Raw genomic sequence first — 19,719 nt, forward strand, 5'->3', positions numbered from 1 at the left:
TAAAAAACGGTTGTCTCTGTTATGTTTAGCATATGTTTAATAACTCAGGAGTATAGGGTAGTAGCCCACCGTATGGATCGTCACCGACGTCATTTCACCTTTAGGCCGTATCACGCCTGTCAGTTTGGCACTTTTTGCCACAAAATTTTTCTGCATATTGCTTTAACGCCTGAGATGTTCAGGGCGCAGTTTGGTCATTCTTTAAGCAGGAGCTTGTCATGGAATTCTTAATGGACCCCTCGATTTGGGTGGGTTTGCTCACGCTTGTTGTTCTCGAAATTGTTCTGGGTATTGATAACCTGGTCTTTATTGCGATTCTGGCTGATAAACTGCCGCCTAAACAGCGGGATAAAGCACGTCTGATCGGGTTGTCACTGGCACTGGTTATGCGTTTAGGCTTGCTGTCCGTTATTTCCTGGATGGTGACGCTGACAAAACCGCTTTTCACGGTGATGGAGTACGCGTTCTCCGGGCGAGACCTGATTATGCTGCTGGGGGGTATCTTCCTCTTGTTCAAGGCCACTACCGAGCTACATGAACGGCTGGAAAACCGAGAACACGATACCGGCCAGTCAAAAGGCTATGCGAGCTTCTGGGTCGTAGTGACGCAGATTGTTATCCTGGATGCGGTCTTCTCCCTGGACGCAGTAATTACCGCGGTGGGTATGGTGAACCATCTGCCGGTTATGATGGCTGCTGTCGTGATAGCGATGGCGGTAATGCTGCTGGCATCAAAGCCGCTGACACGATTTGTGAATCAACATCCAACGGTCGTGGTGCTGTGTCTGAGCTTCCTGCTGATGATCGGTTTGAGTCTGGTCGCCGAAGGGTTTGGCTTCCACATTCCGAAAGGTTATCTGTACGCGGCCATTGGCTTCTCGATCATTATCGAACTGTTTAACCAGATTGCCCGCCGTAACTTTATTCGCCACCAGTCGACATTGCCGCTGCGTGCACGTACGGCCGATGCCATTCTGCGTCTGATGGGCGGTAAGCGTCAGACCGGTGCGCAGCTTGAATCTGACAATCCGGTGCCGGTACCTGTACCAGAAGGGGAGTTCGTTGAAGAAGAGCGTTACATGATCAACGGCGTTCTGTCCCTGGCATCGCGTTCATTACGTGGCATTATGACGCCGCGTGGTGAAATCAGTTGGGTTGATGCTGACCTGAGCGTGGCGGAAATCCGAGAACAGCTGCTCTCTTCTCCGCACAGCCTGTTCCCGGTGTGTCGTGGTGAGCTTGACGAAATTATCGGTATCGTTCGGGCAAAAGAGCTGTTGGTGGCGCTTGAGGATGGCGTAGACGTGGCTGCAATTGCTTCAGCCTCTCCGGCTATCGTTGTACCGGAAACGCTGGATCCGATTAATTTGTTAGGTGTATTGCGTCGCGCCCGCGGTAGCTTTGTTATCGTCACTAACGAGTTCGGCGTCGTCCAGGGGCTGGTGACACCGCTGGATGTATTAGAAGCCATCGCCGGTGAGTTCCCGGATGCCGATGAAACGCCCGAGATAGTTGCCGAAGCGGGTAGCTGGCTGGTGAAAGGTGGAACCGATCTGCATGCTCTGCAGCAGGCGCTGGACGTTGATACGCTGGTGGATGAAGACCAGGATATCGCCACGGTGGCTGGATTGGTGATTGCGGTTAACGGCCACATTCCGCGTGTCGGGGATGTTATTGAGGTCGCTCCGCTGAGCATTACGATTGTCGAAGCCAACGATTACCGTGTGGATTTAGTTCGCATTGTTAAAGAACAATCGGCTCACGACGAAGACGTATAATTAGGTTCAGCGAAACGGCATAAGGGGCATGATATGGCCCTTATGCCGGGCGGGTGGTGGCGTACTGCCCGCCAACCATTTAGGAAAATCACGCAGCGGCATCGGCTGGGCATAGAGAAATCCCTGCAATACATGCACGCCATGACGCCGCAAATGTTGTGCCTGCGCCTGCGTTTCTACCCCTTCAGCCACCAGTTCAATATTCAGTTTTTTCCCCAGCGCGATGATGATGTCGGTAACCGTCGAGTTCACGGCGTCAGTGCCAATCGCGGAGGTGAATGATTTATCAATCTTCAGAATATCCGGACATAACTTTTCCAGCCAGGAGAGCGAGCTGTTTCCGGTACCAAAATCGTCAATGGCCAGTTTAATCCCCATACGATGTAATTCGCGCACTACCCGATAATCCACATCAAGCAAGGCATCACGCTCAGTCAACTCAATGACTAACTGCTGAATAGGGTGCTGGCTGAACCAGTATTGGTTGAGATCTTTTAACAGCGTTCCATGGCGAAAATGGCTGGCGGCAACGTTGATACCGATATGAAACTGGCTGCTCATCGGGAAAACGTGTCGTTGCTGAATGGTTTCTGCAATGACATGGCGGGTCAGCGGTACGATCAGGTTGTGCTCTTCAGCAATAGGAATGAAAACTTCAGGCGAAATCCAGCCCTGGCGGGGGTTATTCCAGCGCAAGAGGATTTCAACACCGGTGCACTGTTGGGTGCTGGCATTTAGCAGAGGCTGGCAAAATAACTCAAACTCGCGTGCAGCGAGGGCCAGATTGATTTCCCAGGAAAAACTCATTCTGTTGGCCGTAGCCAGCCATGCAAGGTAGCCCACTAACAGGCTGAGCATCACCGCTAAGGGTAATTGAGTAGGCAGATTTTTTAACGCCAGCTCGCTGGCCCCAGGGCCTGTAACGCTGATTGCGAAAGGAAAATGTTGTGACGACAACTGGTAACTTTTTTCATCATCAAGTGCAGGTAGCGTATCTACAACACCTTGACCGTAAAGCAGGTGACGGTTGCCGACAGTCAGACTTGCTTTGGTTATCTGCGGCGGCTGAGGCTCAAGCAGCATCGTTGATAACAAATCAATATTGACGATCTCCAGAACGCCATCTTCACCATCAACAGACGACGGATACCATTGCGTAAGAATAGGGCTGCCTTTGATAAGCGAATGGTCGGTAGACAACAGAAGCTGCGGCTCCCGGCTGGGCAACTCAGGTTGTAGCTGGCGAATTGGGGTATTGCGATAACCAAAAATGCTTGAGCAATAGAGAATGCCGCGCTGGATCAGGCTTATAGAGCGCACTGTCTGTAGTCTGGCGGCATGTTTGCTCAGGGGTAAACGCGCCACGGAACAGGGCAAACCTATCAACGGCAGTAGCACATCGCGTCCGGCCTGTAGGGGAAGGAGCACGTTATCCAGCGCTTCTACGGCATGATTGGCAAAAGTGACAGTGTAATGGTGATTTAAATTACGCTCCGAAATAAATCGGGCAGACAATGTGAGTATGAGCGTCAGCAGTGCACAAATTGTGCAGACGATTAAGCGGTTACGACGATAAGTTTTGATGATCCGTTGTGCTGTTTGCATGCGGGCCGCCCGATAAGCCGTTGGTCACATTAGCCAACAGCAACAGAGCAAGTGTAGTGGGGAAAATTACGCTAGACGAGGATGAGGAAGTAAATTCGCCCATCCGTCGCAGATGGGCGAAAAATAAGTATTAGTCACACTGGACTTTAATCGCCAGGCCACCGCGTGATGTTTCACGGTATTTGGCGTTCATGTCCTTGCCGGTTTCGTACATTGTTTCAATGACTTTATCCAGCGAGACGCGCGGGGCGCTGGTACGACGCATTGCCATTCGTGCAGCGTTGATAGCCTTAACGGAGGCAATCGCGTTACGTTCAATACAAGGCACCTGAACCTGTCCGGCAACCGGATCACAGGTCAGCCCCAGGTTGTGCTCCATACCGATTTCGGCAGCAACACAAACCTGCTCAGGACTTGCACCCAGCAGTTCCGCCAGACCTGCCGCAGCCATCGAGCATGCCACGCCAACCTCGCCCTGACAGCCCACTTCCGCGCCAGAGATAGAGGCGTTCATTTTGTATAATGCGCCAATTGCACCGGCCGCCAGGAAATAGCGGGTATAAATATCCGGGCTGACGGACTCAATGAAATGGTCATAATAAGCCAGTACCGCAGGCACGATGCCGCAGGCACCGTTGGTTGGTGCAGTCACCACGCGGCCACCGGCGGCGTTCTCTTCGTTAACGGCCAGCGCAAACATGTTCACCCAGTCGATCACATTCATCGGATCGCTGGAGAGTTTATCGCTGGAGACCAGCATACGGCGCAGGGCAGAAGCTCGGCGAGGAACGCGCAACGGACCCGGCAGAATCCCTTCGGTATTCATCCCACGGTCAATACAGGCCTGCATGGTTTGCCAGACGTTGCCAAAGTACTCTTCAATCTCTTTCTTGCTGTGCAGCGCAAGTTCGTTCTGCATCACCATGCCAGAGAGCGACAAGCCAGTGCTGTTACAGTACTCCAGCATTTCGGTTGCGGACTTGAACGGATAAGGCACGCTGACCTCATTCGCTGCATCCTGGCCAAAATGTTCTTCATCAACGATGAATCCACCGCCGATCGAATAGTATGTTTTGCTGTAAACGACGGTTTCGCCGTTGTACGCATGGATCTGCATACCGTTTTCATGCAACGGCAGGTTACCGTTGTGAAAACGCATTCCGTCATTCTGCGGGAAATCAACTTCGTGCTGGCCTTGCGCAAGCAGCAGGCGACCACGCGCTTCTACGTCGCGGATAAATCCGGGAATGCTGTCAATGTCTACGGTCGCAGGTTCATTACCTGCCAGACCCATAATAATGGCGATATCGGTGTGGTGACCTTTACCCGTGAGCGACAGTGAACCATACACGTCGACGGCAACACGAGTAATGCTGTCCAGTAATCCTTTTTCGACCAGGTCATCGACGAACTGTTTACCTGCCTTCATAGGCCCTACGGTATGGGAAGATGAGGGACCAATCCCCACCTTAAACATGTCGAATAGACTAATCACGATAATACTCCTACAGGGCGACTGGGCTTTCCAGTAACGATGTTATAACTGCGCATAGTGTAAGAGGGAACGCGGCGATCGGCTTAACTATTCACATGAATTAAACTAATAGATAACCGCGATTTTACTAATGTTGTGACGGGAGTTTCAGGTTGTGTCTTCTGCGCGTAAAGATAAGTATAGTCAGGGTTTCACGCCAATTTGCAGCGCCAGCTCACGAATTATCCCAGCGGTCATTCCCCAGACGAAATAATGCTCATACCAGGAGAGCCAGACCCGATGAGAATCGCCACGACGATAAACATCCAGTGGATGGTAGCGTCCCAAATGCAGGGCCTGTGCCAACGGCATTTCAAAAACGGCGGAAACTTCATCTTCGCTGGCCCGATAGGGCAAATTAGGTGGAATTATCCCCACTACAGGAGTGACCTGGAAGCCCGTTACGCTGTCGACCGGAGGCAAAACGCCGATCACTTCCACTGATTCGGGCGGAATCGCGACTTCTTCCTGTGCTTCGCGCAACGCGGCGGCAATCAGTGAAGCGTCGCTGCTGTCCACGGCACCGCCGGGAAAAGCGACCTGTCCGGCGTGCTTGCGTAGATGAACGGAACGTTGGGTCAACAGGAGTCCTGGTTGCGCGCGCCGGACTACAGGAATAAGTACAGCTGCCTGGCGCTGGTTTAACGCTTCCCGGTTTATTTGCGGACGCAAAAGCTGGAAGCGCGATAAAAAATCATCAAGCGTCAGGTTGCTGTATTCCACTGTTTAGTTCTCCAGTTGGTGCAAAATACGATTCACTTTATCAAACGTTTCCTGATATTCCGCGTCTTCCTGACTGTCTGCAACAATGCCGCCGCCCGCAGAGCAGTAGATCTGTCCGTCTACAGCTGTCAGAGTACGGATGGTGATACTGGTATCCATATTGCCGCAAAAACTCAGATAACCAATACTGCCGCACCAGGCGTTACGTCTTTGTGGCTCCAGTTCATCAATAATTTCCATTGCCCGAACTTTCGGCGCGCCGGTAATTGACCCTCCTGGGAAGGCTGCGCGTAGCAAATCTGTTGCATGCAACGTCTCTGGCAAATGCGCGGTGATGGTACTGACCAGATGATGCACGGCTGGGAACGGCTCAACCACAAAGAGCTCTGGTACGTTTACCGAGCCTGGCACGGCAACGCGGCCTATATCGTTGCGCATCAAGTCGACGATCATCAGGTTTTCCGCCCGATCCTTTGGAGAGTTCGCCAGTGTTTGAGCCTGCAGACGATCGGCATCAGGGGAGTCCAGTCTGGGTAATGTGCCTTTAATGGGACGCGTCTGGATGTGCTGGTTTTCTAACTGAATAAAACGTTCAGGCGAAAGGCTTAGAATCGCCCCTTCCTCAAAACGTAAAAATGCACTGAACGGGGCGCGGTTCGCATGGTTTAGACGTACAAACGCCAGCCACTCATCGCCCTGATAATGCGCCTGAAAGCGCTGGGCAAGATTGACCTGATAGCAATCGCCGCTGTGCAGATAACGCTGCACCTGACGGAATTTTTCACCGTACTGCGCACGGGTCATGTTGGACCGCCACGAGGATGTTAACGAAAACGGTTCGCGCACGGATATCTGTTGATTTTCCAGCCAACGGCGTCGTGCCTGCACATCGGAGTGGCTAAGTAGTGACACCTTTTGCAACTGATGATCGACAATCAGCGCCCAATCGTAAATGCCAACCGCCATGTCCGGTAGCGTGATATCCTGTTCGGCTTCCGTTGGCAGAGATTCAAAACGGCGGCCTAAATCATAGCCAAACAGACCCAGCGCGCCTCCCTGGAACGGAAGATCGGGATTATAATCGGGCTGAATAGCCAGCGATGTCAGCGCCGAGTGTAAGACCGTCATCGGATCATCAACCGTTTGCATAGTACCGTGCCGGTCATGCACAACGGTCTCTTCAGCACGTGTGACCAGCGTTGTGATGGGGTCGGCGACCAGAATATCAAAGCGACTATGCGGATGGTCGGCATGGCCTGAATGCAAAAGCATTGCCCAGGGCTGGTGGCTTAATGTGGCAAAATAGTGCTCAGCGGCGTCCAGACGCCAGGGTAGTGTGATTACAGCGGGAGATAACGTCTTCATCAGTCCTGACTCGTTGCTACTTCACTGGCTATGTGCCGGGTAGCATGAAATAATTAGCGCTAATAATTTAGCAGGAGTTCACCATGATTGCAGGTTTACCTTCACTCACGCACGATCAGCAGCAACAGGCGGTTGAACGCATTCATGAACTGATATCCCAGGGGATGAGCAGTGGCGAGGCGATTACGAAAGTGGCTGCTGAATTACGCGCCAGCCATACCGGCGAACGGATCGTGGCGCGTTTTGAAGATGAAGACGAAGACGAGTAACGTCGGTTACACCGCAGCGATAATCTTTATCTCAACTTTGTATTTTGGGTTCATTAACCCGGCTTGTACGGTGCAGCGTACCGGGGCGTGACCGGCAACAACCCAGGCATCCCAGGCCTTATTCATAGCGGCAAAATCGTTCTTGTCAGCCAGAAACAGGGTAGCATCAAGAATACGTGACTTGTTGCTGCCCTGTTTTTCCAGCACAGCATCAATTTGCGCCAGCGTGTTTGCCGTTTGTTCGAATGCGTCTGCATCCAGATTTTCCGGCACACCGGTGTAATACAACGTGTTGTTGTGAATCACCACGTCAGACCAACGATCCTCGGCATCAATACGCACGATAGTCATACATTTTTCCTCGTTAAATTTCCATTTTTACGCCGCAAGACTGCCATAATGTCAGTCTGACGTCACCTCTTCAACTGGCGAAAGACCCGATGGCCTGACATAATCCCTGTTCAAATGAACAGGGGGTAGTGTGACGGACGATTTTGCAGCAGACGGTCAGTTGGCTAAAGCGATACCGGGTTTTAAACCACGTGAACCACAACGACAGATGGCCCTGGCCGTCGCGCATGCCATTGAAAAATCACAGCCGCTTGTCGTAGAGGCCGGGACCGGAACAGGGAAAACCTACGCCTATCTTGCCCCCGCGCTGCGCGCTGGAAAGAAAGTCATCATCTCTACCGGATCGAAAGCACTGCAGGATCAGCTTTACAGCCGCGATCTGCCTACTGTGGCAAAAGCGTTGAAATTCACCGGCAAACTGGCGCTATTGAAAGGGCGCTCCAACTACCTTTGCCTGGAGCGACTTGAACAACAGGCACTGGCGGGCGGTGACCTGCCGGTCCAGATATTAAGCGACGTTATTCTGTTGCGATCGTGGTCAAATCAAACCCTCGATGGAGACATCAGCACCTGTGTCAGTGTGGCCGAAGATTCACAGGCCTGGCCGCTGGTGACCAGCACCAACGACAACTGTTTGGGCAGCGACTGCCCGCTGTATAAAGAGTGCTTTGTTGTCAAAGCGCGTAAAAAAGCGATGGACGCAGACGTTATAGTGGTAAACCACCATCTGTTTCTTGCCGATATGGTGGTGAAAGAGAGTGGTTTCGGTGAACTGATCCCTGAGGCCGACGTGATGATCTTTGATGAAGCCCATCAGCTACCGGATATCGCCAGCCAGTATTTTGGTCAGTCACTCTCCAGCCGCCAACTTCTCGACCTTGCAAAGGACATTACCATCGCGTATCGCACCGAGCTGAAAGATACTCAACAGCTACAAAAGTGTGCTGACCGTCTTGCTCAAAGCGCACAGGATTTTCGCCTGCAATTGGGTGAGCCGGGCTATCGCGGCAACCTACGGGAGCTGCTGACGGATCAGCGTGTGCAGAGAGCATTTTTACTGCTCGATGATACCCTGGAGCTGTGTTACGACGTGGCAAAACTCTCTCTGGGACGTTCGGCACTGCTGGATGCGGCGTTTGAGCGAGCCACGTTGTATCGCACCCGTTTGAAACGGCTAAAAGAGATTAACCAGCCAGGGTTCAGCTACTGGTATGAATGCACCTCGCGCCATTTCACCCTGGCGCTGACGCCACTCACGGTGGCGGATAAATTCAAAGAAGTGATGGAACAAAAACCGGGCTGCTGGATTTTCACCTCAGCGACGTTGTCGGTAAACGATGATCTCCACCACTTTACGGCGCGGCTGGGTATTGAACAGGCGGAGTCGATGCTGCTGCCTAGCCCCTTTGATTACACGCGTCAGGCGCTGCTGTGCGTACCACGTAATCTACCGCAAACCAATCAGCCAGGGGCAGCGCGCCAGTTGGCATCTATGTTGCGGCCAATCATCGAGGCGAACAACGGTCGTTGTTTTATGCTGTGTACCTCGCACGCGATGATGCGCGACCTGGCGGAACAGTTTCGCGCCACCATGACGCTTCCCGTGTTGTTGCAGGGAGAGACCAGCAAAGGGCAACTGTTGCAACAGTTTGTTAGCGCGGGGAATGCTTTACTGGTGGCTACCAGTAGCTTCTGGGAAGGGGTGGACGTGCGTGGTGATACGCTTTCGCTGGTTATTATCGACAAGCTGCCGTTTACCTCACCGGACGATCCATTGTTGAAAGCGCGAATGGAAGATTGCCGCCTGCGCGGCGGCGATCCTTTTGACGAAGTCCAGCTCCCGGATGCGGTTATCACCCTGAAACAGGGGGTGGGGCGTTTGATACGTGATGCTGACGATCGCGGTGTGCTGGTGATTTGTGACAACCGGCTGGTGATGCGACCCTATGGCGCCACCTTCCTGGCGAGTCTGCCGCCGGCACCGCGTACGCGTGACATTGCCCGCGCTGTTCGATTTCTTGCTATACCAACGGCTGAGTAATTTGTTACGGAGTATGGTAAGATGCGCGCCAAATTTATTGATCTGATCACGAAGACCCATGCGAATTCTGGCTATCGATACCGCCACAGAAGCGTGCTCTGTTGCCCTGTGGAATGACGGTAATATCAAGGCTCATTTCGAGCTTTGCCCACGAGAACATACCCAACGAATCCTGCCGATGGTTCAGGACATCCTGGCTGATGACGGTACTACCTTAACGGAGATCGACGCGCTAGCGTTTGGTCGCGGTCCCGGAAGTTTTACCGGTGTACGTATTGGTATCGGTATTGCTCAGGGGCTGGCATTAGGTGCGGAATTACCCATGATCGGCGTTTCAACTCTGGCAACAATGGCGCAGGGAGCCTGGCGTAAAACTGGGGCAATGCGCGTGCTGGCGGCGATTGACGCACGTATGGGTGAAGTTTACTGGGCCGAATACCAGCGTGATGAAGACGGCGTCTGGAACGGCGAAGAGACGGAAGCGGTATTAACACCAGAACAAGTTCATGAGCGTTTGCTGCAACTTTCCGGCGATTGGGCGACGGTTGGCACAGGCTGGTCGGCATGGCCTGAACTCGGCAAAGACAGTGGTCTGATGCTGATTGATGGCGGCGTTTTGCTTCCGGCTGCTGAAGACATGTTGCCTGTCGCCACTCAAATGCTGGCAGCAGGAAAGACGGTTGCGGTGGAACATGCTGAACCGGTTTATTTACGTAACACCGTAGCGTGGAAGAAACTTCCCGGGAAAGAATGAATCTTAGTAGTAAATACCCTGATTAATTTGAATTGCAGTTCATACGCGGCAGTTTGACAGAGACAGGGCAGGCGCTGAGAAAAGGGAGTCGCACATGGCGGTTCAAAAACAGGTAATGAAAGGTGTACTGGCTGGTGTATTAGCATTAATGCTAAGCGGTTGCGTCACCATTCCGGATGCGATTAAAGGTTCAAGCCCTACACCGCAGCAGGATCTGGTGCGGGTGATGAATGCACCGCAGTTGTACGTCGGACAGGAAGCGCGTTTCGGCGGTAAAGTGGTGGACATTCAGAATCAGCAGGGGAAATCCCGTCTGGAAATTGCTACCGTTCCGCTCGACAGTGGCGCGCGACCAATACTGGGAGAAGCCTCACGCGGAAGGATTTATGCTGATGTAAACGGCTTCCTCGATCCGGTTGATTTTCGTGGACAACTGGTTACCGTCGTGGGACCGATTAGCGGCACGGTAGACGGTAAAATCGGTAGTACGCCGTATAAGTTTATGCTGATGCAGGTAACAGGTTATAAACGCTGGCATATTACTCAGCAGATCGTGATGCCACCGCAACCGATTGACCCCTGGTTCTATGGTGCGCGTGGCTGGCCATACGGCTATGGCGGTTGGGGATGGTACAATCCCGGTCCCGCACAGGTTCAGACGATAGTAACAGAGTAACTCTTTGTTTTATTGGTAAAAGAAACAGCGGCTCGTCCGCTGTTTCTGCATTAACGTGGATATAAAAAAAATAAATAGTGACGCGCTTCGCAACCTTGTCGTTGTGTAATAAACAAACTGGTACGCTGAGTTAATATTATGTTAACAGTTTGTTTATTGTCTGGGGTTGTGATGACGACGAATACGCATTTTAGAGGTGATGTATTGAAAAAGGTTTGGCTTAACCGTTATCCCGAGGGCGTTCCCGCGGAGATCAATCCTGACCGTTATCAATCCCTGGTGGAGCTCTTTGAACACTCAGTAAGGCGCTATGCTGACCAGCCCGCGTTTGTAAATATGGGGGAGGTGATGACCTTCCGCAAACTGGAGGAGCGTAGTCGGGCATTTGCGGCCTACTTGCAACAGGGGCTTGGGCTGAAAAAGGGCGATCGTGTCGCGCTAATGATGCCTAATCTGCTGCAGTATCCTGTGGCATTGTTCGGCATCCTGCGTGCCGGAATGATCGTCGTGAACGTTAACCCGTTGTATACGCCGCGGGAACTGGAGCATCAGCTTAATGACAGCGGTGCGGCGGCGATCGTGATTGTCTCCAACTTTGCTCATACGCTGGAGAAAGTGGTCGATAAAACGTCGGTTCAACATGTGATCCTGACGCGTATGGGCGATCAGCTTTCTACCGCTAAAGGGACGCTGGTTAACTTTGTCGTCAAGTACATCAAGCGTCTGGTGCCGAAATACCACCTGCCTGATGCCATCTCGTTTCGCAGCGCGTTACAAAACGGCTATCGCATGCAGTATGTGAAGCCTGAAGTGGTCTCTGAAGATCTGGCTTTCCTGCAGTATACCGGTGGCACCACCGGCGTGGCGAAAGGAGCAATGCTAACGCACCGCAATATGCTGGCTAACCTGGAACAGGTCAATGCTACCTACGGTCCATTGCTGCATCCGGGTAAAGAGCTGGTGGTGACTGCGCTGCCGTTGTATCACATCTTCGCGTTGACCATGAACTGCCTGTTGTTTATCGAACTGGGTGGTCAAAATCTGTTGATCACTAACCCGCGAGATATTCCGGGTCTGGTGAAAGAGCTGGCAAAATACCCGTTTACCGCGATGACCGGCGTCAATACGCTGTTTAACGCTTTGTTGAATAACAAAGAATTTCAGCAACTGGACTTTTCATCACTGCATCTCTCCGCGGGTGGTGGTATGCCGGTACAGCAGGCGGTAGCAGAACGCTGGGTGAAGCTGACCGGACAGTATCTTCTGGAAGGTTACGGCCTGACCGAGTGTGCGCCGTTGGTGAGTGTCAACCCTCACGATATCGATTATCACAGTGGCAGTATCGGCCTGCCGGTTCCTTCCACTGACGTTAAACTGGTGGATGACGACGATAACGAAGTGCCACCAGGGGAACCTGGCGAGCTGTGCGTTAAAGGTCCGCAGGTAATGCTGGGGTACTGGCAGCGACCAGATGCAACAGATGAAATTGTCAAAGACGGTTGGTTGCACACCGGTGATATTGCGGTGATGGATGATGAAGGTTTCCTGCGGATTGTCGATCGCAAAAAAGATATGATCCTGGTTTCAGGTTTCAACGTCTATCCGAACGAGATTGAAGATGTGGTGATGCAACACCCAGGTGTCCAGGAAGTGGCCGCAGTTGGTGTGCCGTCGGGCAGCAGCGGTGAGGCTGTGAAAATTTTTGTGGTGAAGAAAGACGCCTCGTTAACCGATGAGGCCTTGATTACCTTTTGTCGACGTCAGCTGACGGGCTATAAAGTGCCGAAGCTGGTGGAATTCCGTGATGAGCTGCCAAAATCAAACGTTGGCAAAATTTTGCGACGAGAATTACGTGACGAAGCACGTGGCAAAGTGGACAATAAAAGCTAAGCGTTAAGACAGCCATCAGAAAGCGCCGGTTAAACCGGCGTTTTTTTTGGTGCAAACCTGAGAGAGCACGATTTGAATTACCAAATGATCACCACGAACGACGCGTTGGCCACGCTGTGCGAAGCCGTTCGTGAGTTTCCGGCTATTGCCCTGGATACTGAATTTGTTCGCACACGTACCTATTACCCGCAACTGGGTCTGATCCAGTTGTTTGATGGCAAACACGTTGCTCTGATTGATCCGCTTGGGATCACCGACTGGTCACCGCTGAAGACCATTTTGCAGGACACTGCCATTACCAAATTCCTGCATGCAGGAAGTGAAGACCTGGAAGTGTTTCTTAACGCCTTTGGCGAACTTCCACAGCCGCTGATTGATACACAAATTCTGGCTGCGTTCTGCGGACGTCCATTATCGTGGGGATTTGCCGCGATGGTGGAAGAGTATACGGGAGTGGCGCTGGATAAAAGCGAATCCCGCACTGACTGGCTGGCGCGTCCGTTAACTGAGCGTCAGTGTGAGTATGCGGCAGCGGATGTCTGGTATTTATTACCGATCACCCAAAAGCTGATGACAGAGACTGATGCCTCTGGCTGGCTGCCCGCCGCGCTGGATGAGTGCCGTTTGATGCAGCAGCGTCGTCAGGAAATTCTGGCGCCTGAAGATGCGTGGCGCGAGATAACCAATGCCTGGCAACTACGAACCCGCCAGCTTGCCTGCCTGCAACTGCTGGCTGACTGGCGATTACGTAAGGCGCGTGAGCGCGATCTGGCGGTGAACTTTGTGGTACGTGAAGAACACCTGTGGTCTGTCGCTCGCTATATGCCAGGTAGTCTGGGTGAACTGGACAGTCTGGGTCTTTCCGGTAGCGAGATTCGTTTTCACGGCAAGACGCTGATTTCGCTGGTGGAGAAGGCTCAGGCTCTGCCGGAAGAATCATTGCCGGAACCGTTGCTGAACCTGATGGATATGCCGGGATATCGCAAGGCATTCAAGGCCATTAAGGCACTGGTTGCAGAGGTGAGTGCGGAACATAATCTCAGCGTTGAGTTACTGGCTTCGCGCCGTCAGATAAATCAGCTTCTCAACTGGCACTGGAAACTAAAGCCGCAGGCTTCCCTGCCGGAACTGATTTCCGGTTGGCGTGGTGAACTGATGGCCGAGCGTCTTAACGCACTGTTGCTGGAATATCCGCAGTAAGTTGACCAGACTATGCCGGGTAGCGCTATCGCTCACCCGGCCTGACGTGATTACAAATCAAGGACCAGACGTTTGCCTTTGGCGCGCGAGCAACAGATGAGCATACTTTGCTGGCTGGCCTTCTCATCGTCGCTGAAATACTGATCGCGATGATCCGCTTCCCCTTCAATAATTGTCGTTTCACAGGTACCGCATACGCCTTCGCGACATAGACATTCCACCCTGGCCGCTTTGTTATTTTCGATAACCTGTAAAATAGTCATCTCTTCTGGCACGACAAATTCACGTCCAGAACGTGCCAGCACAAGGGTGAACGCATCACCGCTCTTATCTTCCACGGCAAATTGTTCGAAATGTAGCGTATCGTTGTCCAGAGCGTGGCGGGCGGCTTCGCGTCTAACGGCATCGTTAAGTACAGCAGGGCCGCAGGTGTAAATATGCGTGCCGGGTTCTACATCGGCCAGCAGACGCGCCAGGTCAAGGCGGGTGCCTTCGGTAGAAAGGTGCAGATGAATGCGCTCGGCGTTGATGTGCTGAGTGAGTTCATGATGAAATGCGCAGCTTTCCGGGCTGTGGGAGCAGTAATGCAGTTGCCACTCAGCGTGTGATTGTTCCAGCTCCGGGATCTGCGATAAAAAGGGCGTTATGCCAATGCCTCCTGCAATCAGTATATGTTTTCGTGCCTGAGGTTCGAGGGCAAAGAGATTATTTGGTGTGGATATCGTCAGCGTGTCGCCAGCGTTCACGTTCTGGTGTAAGAAACGTGAGCCGCCTTTGGACTCCTCCTCCAGTCGTACAGCTATTTGATAAGCGGTGGTATCAAGCGGTGAACTCATCAGCGAATAGGCATTGCTGTAGAGATTTTCGCCATCGCGCATCTGCACGATTATATGGCTGCCTCCACTGAACGCGGGTAACGAGCCGCCTGCAGAGGCAACTAAGGTGAAACATTTTACATGTGGAGTAATGGTCTCAATCCGGCTGACCCGCACTTCATGCATTTGATATTCAGACATCGCGGCACTCCCTTAAAAATCTGTCCGGCGCGGGTTAACCCTGCGCGCCGGAATCTGTGTCACAGCCCCTGGCAGAGATATTTCATCTCCAGGTAATCTTCGATACCGTGTTCAGAGCCTTCACGCCCAAGGCCGGACTGTTTGACGCCGCCAAACGGGGCAACTTCATTAGAGATAAGCCCGGTATTGATCCCCACCATGCCGTATTCAAGCTGCTCAGAAACTCGCCAGATACGCGCAGCGTCATTACTATAGAAGTAAGATGCCAGACCGTAGATCGTATCGTTTGCCTGGTGGATCACGTCCTGTTCATCGTCAAATTTCACCAGCGCGGCGACCGGTCCGAAGATTTCTTCCTGTAACAGTTGCGTGCCTGGCTGCACGTTGCCGATGACGGTAGGGGTAAAATAGTTTCCGCCCAGCGCATGGCGTTGGCCGCCGGTTAACAGCGTGGCACCACGCGTCAGGGCGTCATCAAGAAGTGACTGCACTTTGTCTACGGCGGCGCTGTTGATCAGTGGTCCGGTCTGTACGCCTGGTTGCTCACCATTGCCTACCTTCAGCGCGGCGACACGGGCGACAAACTTCTCGCAAAACGTGTCGTAAATGGCCTGATGAATATAAAAACGATTCACACAGACACAGGTCTGTCCGGCGTTGCGAAACTTGGCAACCAACGCCCCTTCGACGGCTTTATCAATATCTGCGTCATCAAACACAATAAACGGCGCATTACCCCCCAGCTCCAGTGACACCTTTTTGATGGAGTCAGAACACTGGCGCATCAGGACGCGTCCGACTTCTGTTGAACCCGTGAACGAGAGCTTACGTACACGATCATCAGCGGTGAACTGAGCGCCAATTTCGCGTGATTTTCCTGTTACGACGTTGATGACGCCTGAGGGAATGCCGGCCTGACGTGCGAGCTCGGCCAGCGCCAGTGCTGTGAACGGCGTCTCGTTGGCCGGTTTTATCACCATCGTACAGCCTGCAGCCAGTGCCGGACCGGCTTTGCGGGTGATCATGGCGGCGGGGAAGTTCCACGGCGTAATCGCGGCGCAGATGCCGACGCCCTGGCGGATCACCATCAACCGCTTGTCCGTTGTAGGAGAGGGAATGATTTCACCGTTGGTGCGTTTTGCCTGTTCGGCAAACCACTCAATAAACGAAGCGGCATAGACAATTTCGCCTTCCGCTTCTGTCTGCGGTTTTCCCTGTTCGGCAGTCATGATTTGCGCCAGCGCCGTTTTGTTGTCGAGAATTAAGTGATGCCAGGCTTTGAGCAGAGTGGAACGCTGGGCTGCGGTCATTGCACGCCAGTTGGGTAACGCCTGAGAGGCGGCATCAATAGCCCGCTGAGTCTCTGACATTCCCATATTGGGTATTTTCCCCAGAATAGCGCCTGTCGCCGGATTGCTGACCGATAACGTATTGTTGTCATCGGCGTCGCACCAGTTCCCGGCGATAAACGCCTGCTGGCGGAAAAGTGAAGTCTGAAAGACGGTCATGACGAACTCCTTCAAGGATTAATCCTGAAACACCTGGGCTACCAGGTTATGGAAATGGGCAATACCGTGTTCAGAAATCCCGCTGCCGCTGGTATCTGCCATAATGCGTCCCTGACCGCGATAGCCGCGTGATTTCAGCCCTTTTTGTACGCTTTCGACCAGACGTAAATCTTCAGGGCGGAAGACATTGCGATACCATTCAATCAGCTCTTTCTGCTCTTCGGTGAGTTCTTCATTGGTGAAGTAGATGTCGTAGTTTTGCAGTGTGGTTTCTGCATCCACCGGGAACTCATAGATAACGGTCATCATGCCTTTAATTGGCGTGACGTTGAGCATGGTGCATGGCCACAACCAGAAACCGTGGAAGGCGGCATCAACGCCTTCTTCGAACTTAAATGACTGCTCTGATGGTTTGGCAAAACCGTATTGCAGAGTCCAGTTGCCATGCATGGTGTGCCAGTAGCGGTCAACCTGTACCGAGTCGGAAAAACCAGGGTGTGCCGGACCGCAGTGGTAGCACTCCAGATAGTTATCAACGATATTTTTCCAGTTGGCAGGTGTGCGAGTCGTAAAGCGCGCAGCCAGTTTCAGATCGTGTACATCAGGGCAGGCTTCGACAACTTTCGCTGCCAGTCCCGGGAGTTGATCTTCAACGCTGCCGGCATTCGGATCCATATTGATAAATACGAATCCGGCATATTCTTCAAGACGTACCGGTGTGAGATGGGCTTTCTCACTATCGAAATTAGCCACGTTTTCACAGTTACGGGCGTGTGCCAGGTTGCCATCGAGCTTAAAAGCCCAGGCGTGATAGGGACAGGTAATGACATTCTTCGCTTTCCCTTCGCCGCTTAGCAACTGATGACCCCGATGTGGGCAGACGTTGTAGAAAGCGCGCAGCACATTATCGCGACCCCGTACCAGCACGATATTTTCGCCAATCACTTCACGAGTGACATAGTCATTTGGTTTTGCCAGTTCGCTGCTGTGGGCTACGCAAATCCAACTTTTGGCAAACACGTTCTCTTGCTCGTGCTCAAACGCCTGTTGATCGGTATAAAACCGTGCCGGGATGGTCCATGCGTCCTGCGGGTTGGCACAAAAATTTTGCGGCAGAATAAACTCAGGGCTCAGATTGCTCATTGGATTACCTTTAATTTGTGAGTAAGAGGATGTTTTTGTACTGGCGCTCAACTGTCGCCTTTGAGTAATGCCCCGGCGGGTGGCGTAACTGGCTCGCCGCCCTGTGCGTCGGGAAGATGACTTTCAATTTGGTGAGCAGGAATATGGGCATAGTCCTGTTTAACCCAGCGAAGAAAACCACCGACCTTCACCAGCAAAATGGCGAGGAAGGGAAGTGCGGTCAGTACCACGGTAGTCTTCATGGTTTCCAGTGAAGCACCGGTAAACAGAATCGATAATGGAATCAAGGTAATGACCACGCACCAGAACAGGCGTAAGCCGCGCTCGGGATCTTCACCTTCCTGAAGATTGCGCGTGCTGGTGGCCGCCATGGTATAGGCCACAGCATCCATATGTGAGGCGAGGAAAATAATCATGATAGCCAGATAGGCCACCAGGAACAGTTTCCCGGCGGGTAGTGACATCAGTACCTGCTGGACGGCCGTTTCGCCGCCAAGCGTTGCCATTATTTGCGGAACATCAATTACACCGTTAACAAACTGATGGATAGAGTAACTTTCCATCACCCCGAAGAAGAACCAGCAACCGACGGTGCTACCAAGGATCAATGCCCAGATCACTTCCTTAATTTTGCGTCCACGGGAAACGCGGGTAACAAACATCGCCACGCCAGGGGTATAGGAGATCCACCACAGCCAGTAAAATACCGTCCAGTTGCGGGTAAACTCACCATTACCGAGAGGGTCGGTAAACAGGCTCATTTGCAAAAAGTTTTGTGTTGTCAGGCCGATGGCATTGATGATGTTGTTAGTGATGAACTCGGTTGGGCCGACGATCAATACCAGCAGCGGCAGCAAAAATGCGCCCCAGCCAACCATTTTGCTCAGACGTTGTAAGCCGTTATTGATGCCAATCCAGGAGCTGAGACAGAAGATGCCCCCCGAAAACAGGATCACAAATGCCTGCACCGTAAAGTTATCCGGCAGACCAGTGAGAGCCGATAAGCCACGAGTAAAGGTGGCTGCGGTGACGACCAGGGAGATGGTTAACGCGCCGACGGTGGCAATCAGGAACATCAGGTCGACTAAGCGCCCCCAGACGCCTTGCGGATGAACGCCAGTAATTGCAGCAATAATACCGGACAGGCTCAACCCTTTGTTTTTACGCACATGGAAGTGATAAGCCATGGTTAATGAGGCCAGCGTATAGGTTGCCCACGCGCTGATCCCCCAATGGAAAAAAGAGTAGGGCAGGCTGAATTCCAGTGCTTTTTGCGAGTGGGGGGCGATATTCAGGCCCGGAGTCTGGTAATAATAGGCCCATTCTGCAACGCCCCAGTAGAGCGTGGAAGAACCTAACCCGGCGCAGATAAACATAAACAGCCAGGAAAGTGTGCTGTATTCCGCTTTGCCTTCTCCCAGACGAATGTTGCCGTACTTGCTGGTGGCAAGATAGATGACCAGTCCCATAGCCATGAGGACCAGTATCTGGACTGCTGAACCCAGCATGCGGGTGACACCATTAAAAATGGTGTTTGCCGCTTGCGCGGATTGCTGAGGGAAGAAACTCAGTGTGGCTGCGATAAAAAGAATGGCCACCAGGCTGATGGCTATGAGTGGCACATCTTTTTTCTTTACGTTGCTCAACATGGGTGATCTCCTGGGCATAAGTTGCCCGCGTTTGGCATTAGCCTGTCGTTGTTATCATGCTGTAGGGGTACAATGTGTCGCTTCGTTATTTAACATTTTAATTATTTGTTCTTTACATGAATTAAACAATTGCCCGATGCGTGAAGCAATAAAACACGGAACGGAAATAATAAAAGGTGAATTCGCGCAGGTTATTTCAGCAATTGAACGCATAAAA

Annotated in this window: 17 protein-coding genes; 8 read left to right on the plus strand and 9 right to left on the minus strand. The window is 52.4% G+C overall.

What is annotated here, in order from left to right; all coding sequences use genetic code 11:
• Positions 1-72 precede the first annotated feature (72 nt).
• Together OH663_RS26060 and yoaE are read left to right on the plus strand one after the other, a co-directional pair.
• Positions 73-231 carry a protein YoaL gene (locus tag OH663_RS26060; RefSeq protein WP_404979409.1) on the plus strand — a complete coding sequence of 53 codons (159 nt, stop codon included), beginning with the start codon at positions 73-75 and terminating at the stop codon, positions 229-231.
• On the plus strand, positions 219-1,778 hold the full coding sequence (gene yoaE / locus OH663_RS04465; RefSeq protein WP_045443964.1) for a CNNM family cation transport protein YoaE: 1,560 nt from the start codon (positions 219-221) through the stop codon (positions 1,776-1,778). Before OH663_RS26060 ends, yoaE begins: the two co-directional genes overlap by 13 nt.
• 6 nt (positions 1,779-1,784) lie before the next feature.
• Here yoaE and OH663_RS04470 read toward each other — a convergent pair whose 3' ends face one another.
• The 4 genes from OH663_RS04470 to pabB all read right to left on the minus strand — a co-directional run bounded on the left by OH663_RS04470 (position 1,785) and on the right by pabB (position 7,005).
• The gene (locus OH663_RS04470; protein WP_200011073.1) at positions 1,785-3,383 is read right to left on the minus strand and encodes an EAL domain-containing protein; all 1,599 of its coding nucleotides are present in this window, start codon (positions 3,381-3,383) and stop codon (positions 1,785-1,787) included.
• 130 nt (positions 3,384-3,513) lie between these two features.
• Positions 3,514-4,878 carry an L-serine ammonia-lyase gene (sdaA, locus tag OH663_RS04475; protein ID WP_045443949.1) on the minus strand — a complete coding sequence of 455 codons (1,365 nt, stop codon included), beginning with the start codon at positions 4,876-4,878 and terminating at the stop codon, positions 3,514-3,516.
• 183 nt (positions 4,879-5,061) lie between these two features.
• Complete coding sequence (locus OH663_RS04480; protein ID WP_045443946.1) at positions 5,062-5,640, minus strand: CoA pyrophosphatase; 579 nt, start codon at positions 5,638-5,640, stop codon at positions 5,062-5,064.
• Between the two features lie 3 nt (positions 5,641-5,643).
• Positions 5,644-7,005, minus strand: coding sequence for an aminodeoxychorismate synthase component 1 (pabB, locus tag OH663_RS04485; protein ID WP_045443943.1), 1,362 nt, complete (start codon positions 7,003-7,005; stop codon positions 5,644-5,646).
• Positions 7,006-7,088: 83 nt separating this feature from the next.
• Between pabB and OH663_RS04490 the strand changes: the two genes are divergently transcribed.
• On the plus strand, positions 7,089-7,274 hold the full coding sequence (locus tag OH663_RS04490) for a YoaH family protein (RefSeq protein WP_045443940.1): 186 nt from the start codon (positions 7,089-7,091) through the stop codon (positions 7,272-7,274).
• Positions 7,275-7,280: 6 nt separating this feature from the next.
• Here OH663_RS04490 and OH663_RS04495 read toward each other — a convergent pair whose 3' ends face one another.
• Positions 7,281-7,625: a RidA family protein gene (locus tag OH663_RS04495; protein WP_045443929.1), complete on the minus strand. Its 345-nt coding sequence runs from the start codon at positions 7,623-7,625 to the stop codon at positions 7,281-7,283.
• Between the two features lie 130 nt (positions 7,626-7,755).
• On the opposite strand from OH663_RS04495, the gene OH663_RS04500 reads away from it, so the two are divergent.
• From OH663_RS04500 to rnd, 5 genes are all read left to right on the plus strand, one after another.
• On the plus strand, positions 7,756-9,666 hold the full coding sequence (locus OH663_RS04500; protein ID WP_200011071.1) for a DNA repair helicase YoaA: 1,911 nt from the start codon (positions 7,756-7,758) through the stop codon (positions 9,664-9,666).
• Between the two features lie 58 nt (positions 9,667-9,724).
• Positions 9,725-10,420 (plus strand): tRNA (adenosine(37)-N6)-threonylcarbamoyltransferase complex dimerization subunit type 1 TsaB, encoded by a 696-nt coding sequence (gene tsaB, locus OH663_RS04505; protein ID WP_045443925.1) that lies wholly within the window; start codon positions 9,725-9,727, stop codon positions 10,418-10,420.
• Between the two features lie 94 nt (positions 10,421-10,514).
• Entirely contained in the window at positions 10,515-11,096 is a 582-nt protein-coding gene (locus OH663_RS04510; protein WP_045443922.1) for a Slp family lipoprotein, read from the plus strand.
• Positions 11,097-11,300: 204 nt separating this feature from the next.
• Positions 11,301-12,986 carry a long-chain-fatty-acid--CoA ligase FadD gene (fadD, locus tag OH663_RS04515; RefSeq protein ID WP_136345473.1) on the plus strand — a complete coding sequence of 562 codons (1,686 nt, stop codon included), beginning with the start codon at positions 11,301-11,303 and terminating at the stop codon, positions 12,984-12,986.
• 84 nt (positions 12,987-13,070) lie between these two features.
• Positions 13,071-14,186: a ribonuclease D gene (rnd, locus tag OH663_RS04520; protein WP_045443915.1), complete on the plus strand. Its 1,116-nt coding sequence runs from the start codon at positions 13,071-13,073 to the stop codon at positions 14,184-14,186.
• A gap of 50 nt (positions 14,187-14,236) precedes the next feature.
• Here rnd and OH663_RS04525 read toward each other — a convergent pair whose 3' ends face one another.
• From OH663_RS04525 to OH663_RS04540, 4 genes are read right to left on the minus strand one after another with little or no spacing between them, the layout of a single operon-like run.
• Positions 14,237-15,202 carry a PDR/VanB family oxidoreductase gene (locus tag OH663_RS04525; protein WP_200011068.1) on the minus strand — a complete coding sequence of 322 codons (966 nt, stop codon included), beginning with the start codon at positions 15,200-15,202 and terminating at the stop codon, positions 14,237-14,239.
• A gap of 59 nt (positions 15,203-15,261) precedes the next feature.
• Positions 15,262-16,710: an NAD-dependent succinate-semialdehyde dehydrogenase gene (locus OH663_RS04530; RefSeq protein WP_200011065.1), complete on the minus strand. Its 1,449-nt coding sequence runs from the start codon at positions 16,708-16,710 to the stop codon at positions 15,262-15,264.
• Between the two features lie 18 nt (positions 16,711-16,728).
• Positions 16,729-17,853: a carnitine monooxygenase, oxygenase subunit YeaW gene (yeaW, locus tag OH663_RS04535; RefSeq protein ID WP_045443906.1), complete on the minus strand. Its 1,125-nt coding sequence runs from the start codon at positions 17,851-17,853 to the stop codon at positions 16,729-16,731.
• A gap of 47 nt (positions 17,854-17,900) precedes the next feature.
• A complete protein-coding gene (locus OH663_RS04540) occupies positions 17,901-19,502 on the minus strand; it encodes a BCCT family transporter (protein WP_045443903.1) in 1,602 nt (533 codons plus the stop codon).
• Positions 19,503-19,719 lie beyond the last annotated feature (217 nt).

The organism is Citrobacter sp. Marseille-Q5395, assembly GCF_947057495.1.
In the GTDB taxonomy this organism is placed as follows: domain Bacteria; phylum Pseudomonadota; class Gammaproteobacteria; order Enterobacterales; family Enterobacteriaceae; genus Citrobacter; species Citrobacter murliniae.

What these genes read in the sequence shown, in the direction of transcription:
- OH663_RS26060 (WP_404979409.1), top strand. Translation starts at nt 73, where the DNA reads ATGGATCGTCACCGACGTCATTTCACCTTTAGGCCGTATCACGCCTGT.
- yoaE (WP_045443964.1), top strand. Translation starts at nt 219, where the DNA reads ATGGAATTCTTAATGGACCCCTCGATTTGGGTGGGTTTGCTCACGCTT.
- OH663_RS04470 (WP_200011073.1), bottom strand. Translation starts at nt 3,383, where the DNA reads ATGCAAACAGCACAACGGATCATCAAAACTTATCGTCGTAACCGCTTA.
- pabB (WP_045443943.1), bottom strand. Translation starts at nt 7,005, where the DNA reads ATGAAGACGTTATCTCCCGCTGTAATCACACTACCCTGGCGTCTGGAC.
- OH663_RS04490 (WP_045443940.1), top strand. Translation starts at nt 7,089, where the DNA reads ATGATTGCAGGTTTACCTTCACTCACGCACGATCAGCAGCAACAGGCG.
- OH663_RS04495 (WP_045443929.1), bottom strand. Translation starts at nt 7,625, where the DNA reads ATGACTATCGTGCGTATTGATGCCGAGGATCGTTGGTCTGACGTGGTG.
- tsaB (WP_045443925.1), top strand. Translation starts at nt 9,725, where the DNA reads ATGCGAATTCTGGCTATCGATACCGCCACAGAAGCGTGCTCTGTTGCC.
- OH663_RS04510 (WP_045443922.1), top strand. Translation starts at nt 10,515, where the DNA reads ATGGCGGTTCAAAAACAGGTAATGAAAGGTGTACTGGCTGGTGTATTA.
- rnd (WP_045443915.1), top strand. Translation starts at nt 13,071, where the DNA reads ATGATCACCACGAACGACGCGTTGGCCACGCTGTGCGAAGCCGTTCGT.
- OH663_RS04525 (WP_200011068.1), bottom strand. Translation starts at nt 15,202, where the DNA reads ATGTCTGAATATCAAATGCATGAAGTGCGGGTCAGCCGGATTGAGACC.
- OH663_RS04530 (WP_200011065.1), bottom strand. Translation starts at nt 16,710, where the DNA reads ATGACCGTCTTTCAGACTTCACTTTTCCGCCAGCAGGCGTTTATCGCC.
- yeaW (WP_045443906.1), bottom strand. Translation starts at nt 17,853, where the DNA reads ATGAGCAATCTGAGCCCTGAGTTTATTCTGCCGCAAAATTTTTGTGCC.
- OH663_RS04540 (WP_045443903.1), bottom strand. Translation starts at nt 19,502, where the DNA reads ATGTTGAGCAACGTAAAGAAAAAAGATGTGCCACTCATAGCCATCAGC.